Source organism: Carboxylicivirga longa (assembly GCF_050589825.1).
Taxonomy (GTDB): domain Bacteria; phylum Bacteroidota; class Bacteroidia; order Bacteroidales; family Marinilabiliaceae; genus Carboxylicivirga; species Carboxylicivirga longa.
Genome location: NZ_JBNGOZ010000006.1, coordinates 48067 through 66272 on the forward strand (window position 1 = coordinate 48067; position 18206 = coordinate 66272).

Annotated in this window: 15 protein-coding genes; 13 read left to right on the plus strand and 2 right to left on the minus strand. The window is 47.0% G+C overall.

From position 1 onward, the window contains the following. Positions 1-18 precede the first annotated feature (18 nt). From glsB to ACRD7A_RS06915, 13 genes are all read left to right on the plus strand, one after another. On the plus strand, positions 19-969 hold the full coding sequence (gene glsB / locus ACRD7A_RS06855; RefSeq protein WP_430810392.1) for a glycine N(alpha)-acyltransferase GlsB: 951 nt from the start codon (positions 19-21) through the stop codon (positions 967-969). An 85-nt stretch (positions 970-1054) separates the two neighbouring features. Next, positions 1055-2539 (plus strand): dihydrolipoyl dehydrogenase family protein, encoded by a 1485-nt coding sequence (locus ACRD7A_RS06860; RefSeq protein WP_430810393.1) that lies wholly within the window; start codon positions 1055-1057, stop codon positions 2537-2539. 318 nt (positions 2540-2857) lie between these two features. Continuing rightward, positions 2858-4105, plus strand: coding sequence for an aspartate aminotransferase family protein (locus ACRD7A_RS06865; RefSeq protein ID WP_430810394.1), 1248 nt, complete (start codon positions 2858-2860; stop codon positions 4103-4105). A gap of 56 nt (positions 4106-4161) precedes the next feature. Further along, positions 4162-5145, plus strand: coding sequence for a CoA transferase subunit A (locus ACRD7A_RS06870; protein WP_430810395.1), 984 nt, complete (start codon positions 4162-4164; stop codon positions 5143-5145). A gap of 20 nt (positions 5146-5165) precedes the next feature. Beyond that, a complete protein-coding gene (locus ACRD7A_RS06875) occupies positions 5166-5942 on the plus strand; it encodes a CoA-transferase subunit beta (RefSeq protein WP_430810396.1) in 777 nt (258 codons plus the stop codon). 52 nt (positions 5943-5994) lie between these two features. Continuing rightward, the gene (gene kce, locus ACRD7A_RS06880) at positions 5995-6822 is read left to right on the plus strand and encodes a 3-keto-5-aminohexanoate cleavage enzyme (protein WP_430810397.1); all 828 of its coding nucleotides are present in this window, start codon (positions 5995-5997) and stop codon (positions 6820-6822) included. Positions 6823-6913: 91 nt separating this feature from the next. Beyond that, entirely contained in the window at positions 6914-7954 is a 1041-nt protein-coding gene (gene kdd, locus ACRD7A_RS06885) for an L-erythro-3,5-diaminohexanoate dehydrogenase (RefSeq protein WP_430810398.1), read from the plus strand. Positions 7955-8007: 53 nt separating this feature from the next. Then, positions 8008-9318: a lysine 2,3-aminomutase gene (gene kamA / locus ACRD7A_RS06890; RefSeq protein ID WP_430810399.1), complete on the plus strand. Its 1311-nt coding sequence runs from the start codon at positions 8008-8010 to the stop codon at positions 9316-9318. Positions 9319-9326: 8 nt separating this feature from the next. Then, positions 9327-10190 (plus strand): hypothetical protein, encoded by an 864-nt coding sequence (locus tag ACRD7A_RS06895; RefSeq protein ID WP_430810400.1) that lies wholly within the window; start codon positions 9327-9329, stop codon positions 10188-10190. Then, positions 10177-11760, plus strand: a complete 1584-nt coding sequence (gene kamC / locus ACRD7A_RS06900; protein ID WP_430810401.1) for a lysine 5,6-aminomutase reactivase ATPase KamC — start codon at positions 10177-10179, stop codon at positions 11758-11760. Before ACRD7A_RS06895 ends, kamC begins: the two co-directional genes overlap by 14 nt. 9 nt (positions 11761-11769) lie before the next feature. Further along, the gene (kamD, locus tag ACRD7A_RS06905) at positions 11770-13338 is read left to right on the plus strand and encodes a lysine 5,6-aminomutase subunit alpha (RefSeq protein WP_430810402.1); all 1569 of its coding nucleotides are present in this window, start codon (positions 11770-11772) and stop codon (positions 13336-13338) included. Then, the gene (kamE, locus tag ACRD7A_RS06910; protein WP_430810403.1) at positions 13335-14102 is read left to right on the plus strand and encodes a lysine 5,6-aminomutase subunit beta; all 768 of its coding nucleotides are present in this window, start codon (positions 13335-13337) and stop codon (positions 14100-14102) included. The genes kamD and kamE overlap by 4 nt, the downstream gene beginning before the upstream one ends. Positions 14103-14168: 66 nt before the next feature. Continuing rightward, on the plus strand, positions 14169-15353 hold the full coding sequence (locus ACRD7A_RS06915; RefSeq protein WP_430810404.1) for an acetyl-CoA C-acetyltransferase: 1185 nt from the start codon (positions 14169-14171) through the stop codon (positions 15351-15353). Positions 15354-15715: 362 nt separating this feature from the next. Here the strand turns inward: ACRD7A_RS06915 and ACRD7A_RS06920 are convergent, their stop codons facing one another. Both ACRD7A_RS06920 and ACRD7A_RS06925 read right to left on the minus strand, forming a co-directional pair. Then, on the minus strand, positions 15716-17617 hold the full coding sequence (locus ACRD7A_RS06920) for an amidophosphoribosyltransferase (RefSeq protein ID WP_430810405.1): 1902 nt from the start codon (positions 17615-17617) through the stop codon (positions 15716-15718). A 118-nt stretch (positions 17618-17735) separates the two neighbouring features. After that, complete coding sequence (locus ACRD7A_RS06925) at positions 17736-18179, minus strand: SPOR domain-containing protein (RefSeq protein ID WP_430810406.1); 444 nt, start codon at positions 18177-18179, stop codon at positions 17736-17738. Positions 18180-18206: the final 27 nt, after the last annotated feature.

Genomic DNA, 18206 nt, shown 5'->3' on the forward strand with positions numbered 1-18206 from the left:
TTGTTAAGATTTCACTGAATGAGAGTAAAAGAAATAATACCTCCTGTGCCGAGGGAAGAATTGGAAGCTGAGCTAAATCAGGAGACGTTTGTGCGCAACACCAACAAAGGTGACAACAAGATATACGACTTCACAGCACAGCAGGCACCTGCCTTAATGCGCGAAGTGGGACGCTTGCGTGAAATCACTTTTCGTATGGCTGGTGGCGGCACCGGAAAGGAAGCGGATATAGATGATTACGATACAGCCGAGGTACCCTACCGACAGCTAATCGTGTGGGATCCGCAGGCAAAAGAAATTCTGGGGGGCTACCGCTATTTGCTGGGTAGCGATATTCCCGTTGACCAATTGGGTAATGTAAAACTGGCCACCTCGCGCTTGTTTCATTTCTCCGATAAATTTATAAAAGAATACCTGCCCCACATGATTGAACTGGGCCGCTCTTTTGTGCAACCCACCTATCAGTCATCCAAAGCAGGTACCAAAAGTCTTTTTGCACTGGACAACCTATGGGACGGATTGGGTTCGCTGATCGTAAGTCACCCTGAAATGAAATATTTCTTTGGCAAGGTAACCATGTACACCCATTTCAACCGTTATGCGCGCGACCTGATATTGGGCTTCATGCAGAAATATTTTAACGATCCCGACAAATTGCTCTATCCTCACGAACCCGTGAAAATAGATTTAAGCGAACAGGACTTGAAAGAAATTTTTTGTGGTGAAAACTATCAGGAGGATTATAAAATCCTAACGAAGCGAGTGCGTGAATTTGGCGAAAACATACCTCCGCTAATCAATGCATACATGAACTTATCGCCCTCTATGAAAACCTTTGGCACTGCTATCAACGATCGCTTTGGCGATGTGGAAGAAACGGGCATAATTCTTACAATCAATGAATTGTATAAACAAAAAATTACCCGTCACGTGGACACCTTCAAGCCCAATGAAACACACGAAAAATAATCTTATCAACTAGATATAAAGAAAGAAGAGTCGCCAATAAACAATTGCGACTCTTTTTTTTTATAGTGTTATAAGTTTTTAACCGATGATACACACTTACGACCTAGTTGTTATTGGCAGCGGCCCCGCCGGTTTCTCATCCGCCATTCGCGCATTAGACTATGGATTAAATGTTTGCATAATTGAAGGCAAGCACTTGGGCGGCGCAGGCATTATGAACGGCGCTCTCACCTCCAAAACCATGTATGAACTATCCATGGATTACGCCATCGCCGCACGCGTTGATCGAGGCTATCGTGTATCATCACTCAGTGTTAATTTTGAGAAGGTCAAGAAAACCGTAATTCAGGCTGCCAAAGAAAAGCAGTATCAAATGCTCAGTCAGATTGAAACCTTTTCGCCGGCACAGAACAAAAAAGGCGCTTTAACCATTGAGTACGGCTGGGCCGCCTTTGTTGACAGCGACCACATTGAAGTAAGTAATGAAAATGATCGCAAACTTATTAAAGGTAAGAATTTTGTGATTGCCACCGGGTCGCGCCCCCGCCACTACGAAGGCTTACAAATTGATGGCCAACGTATCATTACCTCCGATGGCATTCTCGATCTGAAAGAATTTCCAGAACGCATGCTCATCATTGGCTCCGGCATCATTGGCTGCGAGTTTGCCACCATCTTTTCCAACTTTGGCCAAACAGAAGTACACCTGCTGGATCGATCCAACCGTGTGCTACCCTACGAAGATGACGATGTAAGTAACTTCGTGTCGCACAACCTGGAAACCAACGGTGTAAATATTCACCACACAGCCACCCTGCGTCACATTCGCAAGCACCCCAATCACCTGGAGGTTGTGCTTGACTACCACGATGGACACAGTAAGGTAATTGAAGTGGATGTGGCACTGGTGGCCATTGGTCGTGTTCCCAATACCGAAGGCCTCCAGTTGGAGAAAATTGGCATTGAGCTACACAAAAACGGCACCATTCCTATCAAAGACGACTGCCTTTTGGAAGATGACAAAGGCCACTGCCATGTGTATGCCGCGGGTGATGTTACCGGACACACGCAACTGTATAGCGTAGCTGAATTTCAGGGACGCCTGGCGGCCGAAAAAATTGGTAATGTACCGGAATATCCCCTGGACTACTCCCACATGAGCACTCTTATGTTCTTTAAACCGGAGGTAGCGGCCGTTGGCGCCAACGAAAAAATGCTACAAAAAAAGAAGATCGCCTATAAGGCTGCCTATTACTCCAACCAGTTGGTTAACCGCGCTATCGCTATGCGCAACACCAATGGCTTTGTAAAAATACTTGTGAGTAACGATGAGGAGCAACGCATATTGGGCATGCGCGCTGCAGGCCCCCAGGCATCAGCCTTTATTGTATCGGTAGCCCACCTAATTAATCAGGGCAATAGCCTGCACGAAGTACTTAAAATATTTTATCCTCACCCCAGCATACCGGAAGGCATACAAGAATGCCTGCGCACCCTCAGTGGCAAATCTATCTTCAAACCCGAAGCATTTCCCGACCTCATCAACATCAGAGAGTGGCGACCTGAATAAAGCAATACCCCTCCGTTTAGAATGAGTATAAATAACTATTATGAATGACGGCGCAAGTAAAAACTGCGCTTTATCATGTTGTATTTTTAACTACATCTTTATATTTGTGTATATTTTAACATTTATCACAGTGTGTTAATCTATATAAATATGCATTGGGTATTTAAATTTATCTACGACAAGTTTGAACGCATAGAAGTTACTGACTTCTAAATCTGCCCGTTACAGTCTCGCCAGACACGTAACTACTTGTTTGCACCCACACATTTAGCCCCCCTGGGCCCCTCCACACATTGAAAAGTTCAAAAATATAATATTATGGAAGCAAAGAAGCTACAATTAGAGAAGTCATTAAACGAATTAGAAAAAGGTAGAACCCTGATTCCCGGCGGAGTATTAGGCATTCGTCGCCCCTATAACTTCGTAGAAGGTGAGTTCCCCATTTATTTCGATCATGGTCAGGGTGGACGCGTTACCGACATCGACGGTAACGAATACATCGACTATCTGTGTGCCTACGGCCCTATAATACTGGGGAACCGCGAGAAGGAAGTGGACGACGCAGTGATTGAACAAATTCAGAACAAAGGTTTTTGTTTCTCACTAACACAGACCTATCAAAACATGCTGGCCGAAAAAATGAACGAACTCATTCCCTGCGCCGAAATGAGTCTGTTTGTTTGCACAGGTTCTGATGCTACCACCACAGCCATTCGTTTGGCCCGTTCCTACACTCAGCGTAACAAGGTGATGCGCTGCGGTTATCATGGCTGGCACGACTGGTGCGTGGAAGTAAAAGGCGGCATCCCCAAAAAGTTATATGAAGACGTGCATGAGTTTGAGTATAACAACCTGGATTCGCTGGAAAATCTACTGAAAGAATACGGTGACGATACCGCAGCGGTTATCATCACGCCCCTGGGGCATCCCCTGGCGGCACCCATTACCGAGCCCAAGGCCGGTTTCCTCGAAGGCGTAAAGGCCTTGTGTGAACAATACGGCGTGGTGCTGATCTTTGACGAAATTCGCACCGGTTTCCGTGCCAGCATTGGCGGAGCGCAAAAGCTCTACAAAGTAACACCCGACCTGGCCGTTTTTGGCAAGGCCATGGCCAACGGATATCCCATAGGAGCCGTTACCGGGAAGGCTGAAATTATGAAAGAGGGTGAGTCCAATGTTTTCATCTCCTCCACCTTCTTCCCCAACAGTCTGAGCTATATAGCCGCCCTTAAAACCATTGAAATACTTCAACGCGACAAGGTGCTGGACAAAATTTGGGAAAAAGGCGAAGAGTTTAACGGAAAAATTGAGAAGCTGCTGACGAAATATCCGGTTGGAGCACGCATTAGTGGTATTGCTCCAATGATGTTCATCACTTTTGATAAAGATGAAGATGGAAGCTACAAAAAGAAACGCAACGATTTCTACACTCAACTGATTCGTCGCAAAGTATTCCTGCAGCCCTATCACCATGGTTACATCTGCCATCGTCATACACAGGAAGACCTGGACTACACTGTGAAGGCCATTGAAGAAGCCCTGCAATATTTAACTGATAATTACTAAACACAAAGTACCGCTGAGGCTCTGAAGGGTCTCAGTGGTTTTAAACCCTCCCCGATATGAGCAATCAACAATTAAAAAACGGTATTGGCGAACTATTTATGTCGCCCGATGCCGACCAAATGCGGGACTTTCTGCGCCACAAAAAAAAGCAACTAAAAAGCAAGGTGACAACAGTATCAGAGGCCATCGACACACTGGTGAATGATGGCGACTACCTGGCCATTGGTGGCTTTGGCGGCGTACGCATACCCACGGCACTGATTCATGAAATCATTCGCAAAAAGAAAAAAGATCTGGGCTTTGCCGGTCATGTATCCACGCACGATTGTCAGCTGCTGAGTGCCGGTCAATCTTTTAATCGCTGCGATGCGGCCTACATCGTGGGCTTGGAAGCACGGGGACTGTCTAAAAACTCGCGCCGCATGTTCGAATCAGGTAATGTGAAGGTAACAGAATGGTCCAATGGAGCCCTGTCGTGGCGCTTTAAGGCAGCCGCCATGGGTTTGCCCTATCTGCCCTCACGCGTAATGCTAGGCACCGATACCTTTAAACACTCGGCTGCCAAAGAAGTAGCCTGCCCATTCACAGGACAAAAGCTAGCCGCTCTGCCAGCCCTCTATCCTGATGTGGCCATCATTCATGTGCACCGTGCCGATGTGTACGGCAACTGCCAAATCGATGGTATCCTAGTGGCCGATGATGATATTGCCAAAGCCTCCAAGCGCGTTATCATCACCACTGAAAAAATCATATCCAACGAAGAAATACGACGCGAACCCTCAAAAACTGTTATCCCCTACTGGTGTGTAGATGCCGTGATTGAAGTTCCCTTTGGTTCCTATCCTGGCAATATGCCGGGCGAATACTTCTCTGACGAAGAACATCTTACCGATTGGTTAATGACCGAAAAGGACGAGGAAGCATTGAAAAAGTTTATCGATCACCATATCCTGTCGTCAAAAGACTTTTACGACTACCTATCGAAGAATGGCGGCATGAACAAGATGCGCAAACTCATGAAAGATGAACACCTGTACTAACAATAAAAATACCCAACAACATGGAAAATTCATATAATCCAATGGAGCTGATGATTACGATTGCCGCACGTAGTCTGGAAGACGGCGCAATGGTGGTCGTTGGAACAGGTGTTCCGGTGGCTGCTGCCATGCTGGCACAGATGACCCAGTCACCCAACCTCACAATTATGTTTGAGGCCGGCGGAATAGCACCCCTACTGCCCACCATGCCCATCTCAGTAGGCGATTCGCGCACCACCCACAAAGGACTGAAAGCTACTTCCATGGCCGAGATTATGGAATTATGCCAGGCCGGCGTGGTGGATTACTGCTTCCTGGGAGGGGCACAGATTGATCAATTTGGCAACCTCAATTCCACCCTTATCGGCGATGATTACAACAAGCCCAAAACACGCTTCCCCGGCAGTGGCGGTGCCAACGACCTTGCCTCGCTGTGCTGGCGTACCCTGGTGGTAACGCCCCAAAACCCCAAGCGCTTTGCCAATAAGGTAGATTTCATCACATCGCCGGGCTATCTGGAAGGAGGTACCTCGCGCACCGATGCCGGACTACCGGCTCACACCGGCCCCTATAAGGTAATTACCGATATCGGTGTATATGGTTATCATCCCACTTCCAAAGCCATGATGTTATTGTCCTTGCATCCCGGAAAAACACTGGAGGATGTGAAAGCCAATGCACAGTTCGACATCATCATACCCGATGACTACAAAACAACACTTAAACCCAGCGCCGAGGAACTAAAAATATTGCGTGAGAAAGTAGATCCATGCGGCGTGATCATTGGACGTGGCTAATAACCCCTTCTTCACACCCACACCTTTAATCAACAACTAAAACTCTGAAAAAATGAAAAAAATGATAATTACCTGTGCAGTCTGCGGGGCGGAAACCACCCGCGAGCACAATCCTAACCTACCCTTAACACCACTAGAGATTGCCGAAGCCACTTACGATGCCTACAAGGCCGGTGCCGCTATTGTGCACCTGCATGTACGCGATAAGAATGGTGGACCCACGCAGGATCCGGAAGTATTTAAAGAGGCCATACGACTCATTCGCGAGCGCTGCGACATTGTTATTGAAATAACAACAGGAGGCGCCGTAGGCATGACCGATGACGAGCGGGTGGCGGTTATTAAAGAACTACAGCCTGAGATGGCCTCGCTGGACTGTGGCACCGTTAACTTCGGCGATGAATACATTGTAAATACCCTGCCGACCATGCGACGCTTTGCCAAAGAGATGAATAAATACCAGGTGCGTCCCACCCTCGAATGCTTCGACATATCGCATGTGACAGCTGCCGATATCCTGATTAAAGAAGGGCTGCTAACCCCTCCGTACCACTATGGCTTTGTAATGAATGTGCCGGCGGCCATCCCCTACGATGTAGAACTGCTCAATCTGCTCGTAAATCGTATTCCAAAAGGTGCTTTCTGGACCGTGATGGGCGTTGGCAGAGCCTGTGTGCCGGCGCACTATGGAACTTTTGCCCTTGGCAATGGCTTTATTCGTGTAGGCTTCGAGGACAATGTGTACTATTCGAAAGGTGTGCTGGCCGAGAGTAATGCACAGCTGGTAGAGCGCACGGCCAAACTATCGCGCGATGCGGGCTACGAAATTGCCACACCGGCCGATGTACGTGAAATATTGCAATTAAAAGGAATTCAATAATGTCTTTAAAAGACAGATTTAACTACAAAGTCTATTGATTCCACAAACGAAAAGCTATCAGCAATTAGCTTTCTTTTATCTACGATAAAAAATGAAGATAGGAAACAAATACGGTACACACCGGGTCATCGAACCCCAAGGCGTACTCCCCCAACCGGCCACCAAGGTGAACAATAACATAAATACCCTCTACGACAATGAACTGCTCATTGATGTGGACGTGCTAAATATTGACTCCGCCAGCTTTACACAGATTAAAGAGGAGGCCAACGGAGACAAGGAAGCCATCAAATCCATTATTTTGGATATCGTATCAAAGCAGGGAAAAATGAAAAACCCGGTTACCGGGTCAGGGGGCATGCTCATTGGCACCGTCAACAAGATAGGCCCGGCGCTGCAAGGTAAAATTGACTTGAAGGAAGGCGATCGTATTGCCACCCTGATATCGCTCTCCCTAACCCCGCTGCGCATCGATGAGATACTGGATATTAAGACCGACATAGACCAGGTAAGAATCAAGGGAAAAGCCATTCTTTTTGAGAGCGGCATATATGCCAAACTACCTGATGACCTTTCGGAAACTCTGTCGCTGGCGGTACTGGATGTATGTGGTGCCCCCGCACAAACTGCACGTCTGGTGAAAGAAGGTGATACAGTGGTAGTGCTGGGTGCCGGTGGTAAATCCGGAATTTTATGTTGTGCCGTGGCTAAACAGATGGTAGGTGACCAGGGACTGGTCATCGGCGCTGATTATTCCGATGAAAACATAGAACGTCTTCGTCAGGTGGAGGTATGCCACAAGGCCATAAAGCTGAATGCCACCGATGCACTGGGCTGCTATCAGACCATCGAAGCATTGAGTGAGGGAAAAATGGCCGATGTGGTAATTAACAATGTTAACATACCCAACACAGAGATGGGCAGCATTTTAATGTGCAAAGAGCGTGGAACCGTGTATTTCTTCAGCATGGCAACCTCTTTTACCAAGGCGGCGCTGGGTGCCGAAGGCGTGGGCAAAGACGTGAATATGCTCATCGGCAACGGATATGCTGTGGGGCATGCCAACATGGCCATCGACATTTTAAGAAGGAATAAAAAAATCAGAAGCCTATACGAAGAACTGTACACATAAAAAGTGCTCAGTAATTAGTTCACTACGCAAGCATCGAACAAAAAATCTACACAATGAAAAGAAAATTTACGAACGTTGATTATAAAAGCATCCCCCTCTTTAAAGATGTAAGTGAGGAGGATTGGAACAACTGGAAGTGGCAGATGCGAAATGCCATTCGCGATGTACCCAGCTTACAAAAGGTATTACCCTTAAGCACAGAAGAACAGGAACACCTGGCCAGCACCCTGAAGAAATTCAAAATGGCTATTACTCCGTATTATGCGGCGCTGATGAGTAGGGAAGATGCCAAATGCCCGGTGCGCAAACTGGCCGTGCCAGCACTCAACGAGCTGCACATTGATGAGTCTGACTTAAGTGATCCTCTGCACGAAGATGTGGATTCGCCGGTACCCGGACTCACGCACCGTTATCCCGACCGCGCCTTACTGCTGGTAACCCATGAGTGTTCAATGTATTGCCGTCATTGCACTCGTCGACGCATTGTGGGCGAAACCGATGAAGACATGGCCAAAGGACACTTAGAGCAGGCCTTTGAATACATTGCTCAAACACCCGAAATACGAGACATCGTCATCTCTGGCGGTGATCCACTGATCCTCAGCGACAATCGTCTTGACTATATCCTGGGAGAGCTGCGTAAGATCGATCATGTGGAGATTATTCGCATCGGCAGCCGCATGCCGGTAGTATTACCCCAGCGCATCACCAATAACTTGTGCGAGATCATCAAAAAGCATCACCCCGTATATGTCAACACCCATTTTAATCACCCCAAGGAAATAACTGATGAAGCACGTTTAGCCTGTGAAAAACTGGCCAATGTTGGTGTCCAACTAGGCAACCAATCGGTACTGCTCAAAGGTATCAATGACTGCTCCAACATCATGAAAGCGCTAATGCACGACTTATTACGCATACGCGTGAAGCCTTATTATATCTATCAGTGCGACTTGTCCGAAGGAATATCTCACTTCCGCACCACCATTTCCAAAGGCATTGAGATTATTGAGAACCTGCGTGGCCATACCACCGGAATGGCCGTACCTACCTTTGTTGTTGATGCACCCGGTGGCGGTGGCAAAATACCGGTGATGCCTGACTATCTGATTTCACAGACCGAGAAACGTGTGGTGCTGCGCAACTACGAAGGCATGATCACCAGCTACACACAACCCTCCGATTACCAAGGTCATAAAATTGAGGACTGTGATTTTTGCAGCGACGAAGCCCTGGTGGCCAAAGATGGTGTAGCCAAATTGCTGAATGAAGGCGGCACCATCATTCCACAGTCACTTCGTCGCGAGAAACGCACCAATGGCAACAGCAAACACTATGTAAAGGCAAAAGCCGAGAGCAACTGAGAAGGTATATGAACACAGGATACGCGCCATATCGCTTTACTAACACCACCACCTTTGTGATGGGCAACCGAAAGAATGCAGGTAAAACCACTTTTATGAACTGGGTTTTAAGCAGCATTAGGAGGCTTGAATCACCGGCGTTTGCTACCATAGGGGTGGATGGTGAGCAACACGACCAGATTGATGGTCGTGCCAAGCCACAGGTTAAGTGCGAGCCGGGCGATGGTGTGGTAAGCAGCTATCCCATGTTGCAAAAAAGCAACGCTTTATTCAGGATAGAGAAGGCCTTTCCTATTAAAACACCCCTCGGCCAACTTGTTGCCGCCACAACCCTAAGGGCGGGTACACTTGAGCTGGTGGGCCCCGAACACAACGATCAGCTGCCGCTCATCACTGGTTTTCTTAAACATGAACTGGGTTATTCATCCCTAGTGATTGATGGAGCTGCCAGTCGTTTAACGCCGGTTGGGGCACTGTCCGACAGTGGCTTCTGCTACGTGCTTAACATCGACCGGCGCAACCTGAAGAAAGCCTTAGAACTGATGCAACTGTTGGCCTTTGGTGCAGCACTGAAAACCGCAACAGCCGGAGAGGAAGTGCATAGCATAGAGGGTGCCTTAACCGCCGCCCGCCTGCATACCTTGCCATCCGGATGTAAAGCTATTGAAGTAAATAATCTTACATCGCTCTTTTTGAGCTATGCACAACTTCAGAGCCTCACTTCAAATACCATACTGCGCGTACGACATCCACTTGAACTGCGTGCTTTTGTAATCATCCTCAAAGACATTACAGAAGCAGAATTTGAACAGCTTTATCGCAGCAAAGGCATTAACACACCCTTAATCCACAACCCTTATGTGCATTCGTAAAGTCATAGCATTTACCGATTTCATGAGCTTCTACAACAAGTATAAGCCATTAACACCCTATGGCCATGCACATAAGGAAATGATGCCTTTCTACACCCGAGCCATGGAGCTGGACGAGATTCATCATCTTACAGATAAGCTAATTGATTTTATTGGCAAAAAGGAAATGCAAGTCTTGAAAATGGAACATCATCTCAGTCGCATCGACAGACTAAATCCATTTGATAAGGAGACATATGACTGCGTTGACCTACATCTGATTAAGAAATTTCTGATTCACTTTAAGGCCATCGACGCCCTACTGGATGAAGATACTAAGAAACATTGCAGACTTGTGTTTGATTTATCGGAGACCTTGAATTTACTATCGCCCGATAAGGATAATAGCGAATCCTTCCATCTCTCATCAGCTTTCAACGATGAGTTAAAAAGCGCAAGAACAGAGCTAATTGCCACAGAAGCTGCCTTAACTGCCATACAACGGAATGTTCATCAGCAGATAAACAAACAATACAGCCTTGAACTGAATGGGCGCGACTTTATACTGGTGGATAGATCCCGGCAGGAACTACTGGATGCCAGGCTGCTAAGCTGTGAATTTTACGATACACAACGAATGAAGATACTCCCTGTTTACGGCAAGGATTATCTGGAGATACTGATAAAAAAAGAGGAACTCCTCATTAAGGAGGCACAAATTGAAAAAGCCATTCTCAAGCACCTCTCCATCCATATTCATAAGGTGAAGCATCGCCTGAAAAGTGGTATTTCAGCCATTCAACAGCTGGATACAAGCCTGGCCAAAGCACGCCTTGCCATCCGCTATAAACTAAGTAAGCCCGACTTTACACATAGCAGTATCAGCATCAAAAATGGTGTCTACTATCCGCTTTACGAAAAATGCCGGGACAAAGGATTGGATTACACTCCACTGAATGCCAATTTCAAGAGCAACGCCAACCTACTATCAGGCTCAAACATGGGTGGTAAAACCGTGCTATTTAAAACCGTGGCCTTCCTGCAACTACTTACACAATTGGGCTTTCGCACTCCAGCCGAGGCCTATCACACCCGCCTCTTCTCCGGTATTCATATTTTGGGCACGCCCAATAACCGTAACATTGAAGGCCTCAGCTCTTTTGGGCAGGAGGTTCATCAGCTGTCCACCGCCCTGAGGGCCGGGCAGTCGCCCTTGCTACTGGTAGATGAACTGGCGAAAACTACCAATGCCACCGAAGCAAAAGCCATACTGTATGCCGCATTAAAGTATGTGGTGAGCAAGCCACTAATCAGCGGTTTTTTCTCCACGCACTTTATCAATATGCCAAAGATTAAAGGAGTGGGCAAATATCGCATGAAAGGACTTAATCACAAAGACTTGGGAAATTACTGTATGACCAAAACCTATGATATGGAGGAACGCATACGCCTGATCAACGCCTTTATGGAGTATGAGGTGATAGAAGACAAAACAGGTGAACGCTCAAAAGATGCCATCGCCATTGCCCAACTACTTGGACTACAAGCCGAAATCATTAATGATGCCAACGACTACCTGGAACGAAAATAAAAAGATACTATGACACAATCTAAACTAAATCTGGATACCCAAAAAATCGACCTGGCGCGGGAGCTGTCGAAGCTGATTACCCGTCCCGTGAACAATTATATTGCACAGCATACCACCGTAGCCATTGAACGGGCTACCCTGCGCATGTTGGGTGCTGATGGCGTTACGGCCGATGAAGTACCGGTGCCCAACGTTATTGTCAACGCTTTGGGCGACAAACTGCAATATGGCGCCTCTAAATATTACATCAATGCCCTGCTACGCAAAAACATGAGTATTGAACAGCTTAACGAAGCCATTGCCGACGGCCTGGACATCACCACCCTAACCCTCACTGACATGGCACTAATAGAAAACAAAGCCACTGAGCTGGTGACAGATTTCGCCCACCGTGTGAAGGAAAATGTAAACTATCGCAACGACCGCATCACAGCCTGTAAAGAAAAAGAAAATGCACCCCTGCTCTACCTCATCGTGGCCACAGGCAACATCTATGAAGATGTAAAACAGGCTCAAGCAGCTGCCCGTCAGGGTGCCGATATCATTGCGGTAATACGCACCACCGGCCAAAGCCTCCTCGACTTTGTGCCTTACGGCCCCACCACCGAAGGATTTGGAGGCACTTACGCCACACAGGAAAACTTTAAGATCATGCGCAAAGCCCTGGACGAGGTAGGCAACGACATTGGTAAATACATCCGACTGGTCAACTATTGCTCAGGCCTTTGCATGCCCGAGATTGCCGCCATGGGTGCCATCGAGCGCCTGGATATGATGCTGAATGATTCCATGTACGGCGTACTGTTTCGCGATATCAACATGTACCGCACCTTCGTGGATCAGAAATTCTCGCGCATGATAAACGCCTTTGCCGGCATCGTTATTAACTCGGGCGAGGACAATTACCTGACCACCTCCGATGCCTATGAAAAAGCCTACACCGTAACAGCCTCACAGTTTATCAACGAGCAGTTTGCCTACGACTCAGGCTTACCGGCCAAACTGATGGGGCTGGGACATGCCTTTGAGATGAACCCTGAATTAGAGAACGGCTTCCTTTACGAGATGGCACAGGCTCAGATGGCACGCGAACTCTTCCCCGAAGCACCGCTAAAATACATGCCCCCTACCAAATACATGACGGGCGATATCTTTAAAGGCTATATCATGAATGTCCTCTTTAACTTCATCGCGAAAACCACCAACCAGGGTATCCTTTTGCTGGGCATGCTAACCGAAGCCATTCATACGCCCTTTATGCAGGATCGCTTTCTGGCGGTGGAAAATGCCCGTTACATAATCAATAACACCCGTGACTTTGCCAGTGATATAGAATTTAAAAAAGATGGCATCATGCAAAAACGGGCACAACAGGTACTGAACGAGACTATTGCCTTCCTGGAGCAAATCAATGAAAAAGGATTATTCGATTCCATTGAAGACAAATTATTTGCAGAGGTGAGTCGCCCTAAGCATGGCGGTAAAGGATTTGAAGGTGTAAAAGAAAAAGCACCCGATTACTACAACCCTGTTTACGATTATTTAGAAGTTGAACTAGGCCTAAAAAATAAGATATGAACAATATGATACGTCCCTATGGCGATACCCTGAACGATGGTGCTGTACAACTCTCATTCACCCTGCCGGTGCCCCACTCTGCCAAAGCCGATGAGGCAGCCCGGCAATACGCTCACAAACTGGGATTTGCAGAAGTGGAAGTAGTGCATTCCAATCCCTTGTCGGCTGACTTCTCCTTTTTTGTGGTGTATGGCAAATCACAGCATCAGCTGGATTATGACAAGATAGAAGTGGAGGCTGTGGAAAAGTCCATGGATTTTTATGAAGTGAACAACTACATCAAAGAGCATATCAAACGCAAGGTAGTAGTGGTAGGCGCCTGCACCGGCACCGATGCGCACACCGTAGGCATAGACGCCATTATGAACATGAAAGGCTTTGACCAGCACTATGGCTTAGAGCGCTACCCCATGATGGAAGCCCACAACCTGGGAGCACAGGTAGCCAACGAAGAGCTCATCAGAAAAGCCATTGAACTGAATGCCGATGCAATACTGGTGTCGCAGGTAGTAACACAAAAAGAGGTACACATACAAAACATGACGGATCTGGTGGAACTACTGGAGGCCGAGGGCCTGCGCTCCAAACTGATTGTGTGTGCCGGCGGACCCCGCATCAGCAATAAACTGGCACTGGAGCTGGGCTACGACGCAGGCTTTGGCCGTGGTACTTTTCCCGAAAATGTGGCCTCCTTTATTGTTGAAAAAATGGTGGAGCGAAAAAGCCAATTGCTACTGACTACAAACCAACAGCTATTTACATGAAGCTCAAATAAAAAATAATCAAACTTTGGACTCCGGACTTCGGATCCTAAACTAAAATATTTAATCATGAAAGAAGTCTATATTATTGATGCAGCGCGAACAGCCATCGGAAACTTTGGTGGAACACTGGCCAGCATATCGCCGGCTCAAATGGGCGCCACGGTGGTAAAAACCCTTTTAGAGCGCAACAAGCTCGCAGGTAATGAAGTAGATGAAGTTCTTATGGGCAGCGTACTACAGGCAGGCCACGGCCAGAATGTAGCCCGGCAGATTGCGATGCAGGCAGGTATACCCAAGGAAAAAACCGCCATGACCATTAACATGGTGTGTGGCTCGGGTCTGCGCACTGTAGCCATGGCCGCTCAATCCATTAAATCCGGTGATGCTGACCTTGTAATTGCGGGAGGTGCCGAAAATATGTCGCAAGCGCCTTATCTGCTGCCTAAGGCACGCACGGGCTACCGCATGGGCGATGGCACATTAGTAGACTCCATGATTGCCGATGGCCTAAGTGATATTTTTAATAACTACCACATGGGCACTACGGCTGAAAACCTGGCGCGTGAATACAAACTAACACGTGAGGAACAGGATGCCTTTGCAGCCACCTCACAAAACAAGGCAGAGAAAGCCATTAGGGAAGGCCGCTTTGAAACAGAAATTGTACCCCTTGAAATACCGCAGCGCAGGAAAGACCCCATCTGCTTTAAGCAGGATGAGTTTGTGCGCTTTGGCGTAAGCGCTGAAGCGCTCGCCAAGCTACGTCCGGCCTTTGCCAAAGAAGGCACCGTAACAGCCGCCAATGCTTCGGGCATAAACGATGGGGCTGCCGCCGTGCTGATAGCCAGTAAAGAAGCGGTTGAGAAATACGACTTAATACCCATGGCACGCATCGTATCCTATGCCTGGCATGGTACCGACCCGGCCGTAATGGGAATTGGCCCGGTGGAAGCAGTGCGCAAGGCGCTGAACAAAGCCCACTGGAAAAAAGAAGAACTGGAGCTGATTGAGGCCAACGAAGCCTTTGCCGCCCAGAGCCTGGCTGTTATGAAAGAGCTTCAGCTCAACCCGGATATCACCAATGTAAACGGCGGTGCTATCGCCTTGGGTCATCCCATTGGTGCCAGTGGTGCCCGCGTGTTAACCACTTTGGTTCATGAAATGAAAAAGCGCAAAGTACAAAAAGGGCTGGCCACACTATGCATAGGCGGGGGCATGGGCATTGCCCTCTGTGTAGAAGGAATGCAGTAAAAATACGTCCTATTTATTAATTGAAACCCTTAACATGATGAAGGAGCCGGCTTTATTCTTAAAGTTCGGCTCTTTTTATCTGAGAAAGTGCAGTACATAAAAAAATGGGACTCAAACCGTTGCTTGAAATCCCATTTACTAACCTAACCCAAAATCTATGAAAAAAATCTACTAAGAACATTGCAAGTGTCGTGCCAAAAACATCCACAATTTTGTTACTAAAAACTAATAATCGCAAACAGATGTAAATATCTAACTCTTTAGATGTTTCTTATAAGTAAAAACCCGCTAAGGTGTAATTTGTTCACCATAGCGGGTCTAAAAGTTATGCGCTAAACTTGCAAACTATACAAGTAGAATATTTAATAAGCTCTGCCGGTATTTCCCTCTACAAAATTGATAAAGGAAGTATTAACCACCTTGTTACCACCCGGTGTTGGATAATCGCCGGTAAAGTACCAGTCGCCATTATCATCGGGGCAGGCTACATGCAGGTTCTCCACCGATTGATATACAATCTCCACTTCGGCTTCGATATCCTCAGGACGCAGCATCTCTGCAATCTTTGCTGATATTTGCTCGTCGGTGAAGGGACGGTAAATGTCTTTTACATGGTTAACAATCTCCTCCTTGGGCAAAAATTGCTGCTCCTTACACTTTTTATATACCTCATCGATCAGATCCGTCTGTCCCGACTCATTCAACAGCTCAATGGCCGCCGAGAAAGCACAAAAATCTTTCAGCCTTGCCATATCGATGCCGTAGCAATCGGGATAGCGAATTTGCGGCGCCGATGAAACCACAATAATCTTTTTGGGATGCAAACGATCCAGAATACGCAGAATACTGCGCTTCAGGGTAGTACCCCGCACAATAGAATCATCAATGATAACGAGCGTATCCACCTGGTTTTTCACTATCCCATAAGTAACATCATACACGTGCGCCACCATATCATCACGACTATCATCGTCAGCAATAAAAGTACGCATCTTCACATCCTTAATGGCAATCTTCTCAACACGCGGTTCACGGCTTAAGATGGCATCCAGCTTCTCGGCGCTTATTTCGGTACCCAAATCCAATATTTGGCGTTTCTTCACCTCATCCATCTCCCTACGCACTCCATCCATCATGCCGTAAAAAGCCGTTTCGGCCGTATTGGGTATATAGGAGAAAACAGTATTATCAATATCGTAATCGACTTTCTCCAGGATACTCTTGGACAACAAACGCCCCAATTGCTTACGCTCTTCATAGATCTTACGGTCGCTGCCGCGTGAGAAATAGATACGCTCGAAGGAACACGAGCGACGTGTTTGGGGCACCCGCACCAGCTCTTCTGTTACGTTACCATTCTTCTTAATGATTAAAGCATGTCCGGGCTTCAGCTCTTTCACCTGCTGGGCACGCACATTCATGGCCGTTTGTATCACAGGACGCTCCGAGGCCACCACCACTATTTCGTCATCGGCATAATAGCATGCAGGACGAATACCCCAAGGGTCGCGGGTTACAAAGGCATCGCCATGCCCTACCACACCGGCAATGGCATAACCACCATCCCAGCGTCGGCTCGAACGCTCCAGTATCTCACGAAGATTCAACTCCTCTTCGATACAACGGGAAATCTCAAGGTTAGAGCGACCTTCATTCTTATACTTTCTGAACAGCAGCTGATTCTCCTCATCCAGGAAATGTCCCACATTCTCAAGAATCGTTACTGTATCGGTATAATCCTTAGGGTGCTGCCCCAGTTCGGTCAACGACTGAAATATCTCATCTACATTGGTCAGATTAAAATTACCGGCCAGCGTTAGGTTACGTGAGCGCCAGTTATTTTCTCGCATTACAGGATGCACATAATCGATACTGTGGTTACCAAAGGTACCATAGCGCAAATGCCCCAGGTACAACTCTCCGGCAAAGGGCAGGTGCTCTTTAGCATAAGTAGCATCATTCAGCAAGTCGGGATCCTTCTCCTGCTGCTTGATAAAAGGTTCATTGATCTTCTCAAACACATCCTTTATAGGATTTGCCCGATTGGACCGATGGCGTGAAAAATACTTCTGACCGGCCGGCTGATCAATCTTTAGGTTAACAGCCCCGGCACCATCTTGTCCGCGATTATGCTGCTTTTCCATCAGCAGGTACAATTTATTCAGGCCATAGCGCCAAGTCCCGTACTTCTTCTGATAGTACTCCAATGGTTTTAGCAGTCGGATAAGAACAATCCCACATTCATGCTTAATCTGATCACTCATGATTTTTCCGTCTAAAAAAATAAAGCGCAAATTTATTTCTATTTTTTTAATTCGCCCAACCCGACGTCATAAAAAGAAAAAGCCGGAATAATTCCGGCTTTGCACATCACTTATCTGTTTATAATTTATTCATATCAACACTGCCATCCTTCACTATATAACAGTTTGGAAACAGCTCACGCAAATCATTCAATAGCGGTAGTGCTTCGTGCCTGTGTCGATAATTACCCACACGCACCCGCCAATTGGGCGATGTAAAAGACACATCAACGTCATAATCAGGAAACCTACTCAAAAACTTACTTTTTACCCGCAAGGCATTTCGCTTTCCCGTTGGCCCCAAACCAGAAAATAGTTGTATGCGAAAACCATCCACGCCATCCATGCGCTGATTCACCTCTTTCTGAATGGTCAGCAGCTCTTCCACCCCATTCATATCATAAATGGTAATTGCCCCCTGCCCCTCAACGCTTTGCTGAAGACTTCCACTCAAACTCCTATCCTCTTGAGCGATAACAAGTAGCGGACATAACAGGAGTAAAAATACAATTGCTTTCTTCATTTACTATCTCTTAATATTCTGGCAAAT